3 protein-coding genes are annotated in these 1,010 nt (G+C 50.5%); all 3 read right to left on the bottom strand.

The window, feature by feature from the left end:
• Positions 1 to 122, bottom strand: a 122-nt coding sequence (locus FQZ95_RS26450) for a hypothetical protein (RefSeq protein WP_237428017.1), incomplete at its 3' end; no start/stop codon positions are given.
• 30 nt (positions 123 to 152) lie between these two features.
• Complete coding sequence (gene tnpB, locus FQZ95_RS14925) at positions 153 to 503, bottom strand: IS66 family insertion sequence element accessory protein TnpB (protein WP_000624720.1); 351 nt, start codon at positions 501 to 503, stop codon at positions 153 to 155.
• Positions 500 to 925 (bottom strand): IS66-like element accessory protein TnpA, encoded by a 426-nt coding sequence (tnpA, locus tag FQZ95_RS14930; RefSeq protein WP_000422740.1) that lies wholly within the window; start codon positions 923 to 925, stop codon positions 500 to 502. Before tnpA ends, tnpB begins: the two co-directional genes overlap by 4 nt.
• Between the last annotated feature and the right edge of the window lie 85 nt (positions 926 to 1,010).

The raw sequence follows: 1,010 nt of genomic DNA on the forward strand, positions 1-1,010 counted from the left end.
TCGGCACGTGCCAGTGCAGAGCGCAGGAAGGCCTCCGTCTCTTCAACCAGACTCAGTTGCTGGTCTTTCTGACGGAGCTGGCTTTCCAGTTCTGCAATGCGAATGAGGTATTTCTGACTCATGACCGTTTTTATAATGCGGTCAGGAGTTTTTTACAACATTGTCAGTGAGTTACGGCGGGATGTTTTTGGCTGACGCCAGTCCAGCTTATCGAGGAGCATTGCCAGTTGCGAGCGGGTAATGGATACCTTGCCGTCACGTACCGCAGGCCAGATAAACTGGCCTTCCTCCAGGCGTTTGGTGAACAGGCACAGACCATCAGCATCAGCCCAAAGAATTTTGACGGTGTCACCCCGTCGGCCACGGAAGATAAACAGGTGACCGGAGAAGGGATTATCATTCAGCACATGTTGTACCTGTTCTCCCAGTCCGTTGAAGGATTTACGCATATCGGTAACGCCGGCAACGAGCCAGATACGGGTACCTGATGGGAGTGAAATCATCTTCCCCTCCCGCTCAGTTCGCGGATCAACACCGTGAGCAGCTCTGGCGATGGATTTTCCAGCGTCATGTTACCGTGACGGAATTCCACCTTGCAGGAACTGGCACTGACTCTGGTCTGAGTGGAAGTGGATAAAGACGGCGCAATGGCCGCCACAGGTTCTTTCTGCTCATCCGGCGTTATTTCTACAGGTAATAATTCAACGCCAGTGTCAGAAGAGGTCGTTACCGGAAGACGCCGTGAAACACGCCCTTCGTTCTGCCAGAGCCTGAGCCATTTGAAAATAACATTATCATTGACGCCATTTTCACGTGCAATCTGTGCAACACAAGCTCCAGGTTGTGATGCCAGTTCCACCATACGAAGTTTGAATTCATTCGAATAGTTTTTACGAGGTTCTTTTCGCCAGTCCTGTAATTCCATACTTAGATGTCCGTCTATATCAGATGGGCGTCTAAGTTACCAATTCTCGTCTGATGGCTACATACGGCGGTCAGTTTACGCTTAC

The sequence above is a fragment of the Escherichia sp. HH41S genome, from assembly GCF_009820115.1.
Taxonomy (GTDB): Bacteria; Pseudomonadota; Gammaproteobacteria; order Enterobacterales; family Enterobacteriaceae; genus Escherichia; species Escherichia coli_F.

Bases quoted from the DNA above. Each gene is read 5' to 3' on its own strand.
- tnpA (WP_000422740.1), bottom strand. From the start codon at position 925: ATGGAATTACAGGACTGGCGAAAAGAACCTCGTAAAAACTATTCGAAT.
- tnpB (WP_000624720.1), bottom strand. From the start codon at position 503: ATGATTTCACTCCCATCAGGTACCCGTATCTGGCTCGTTGCCGGCGTT.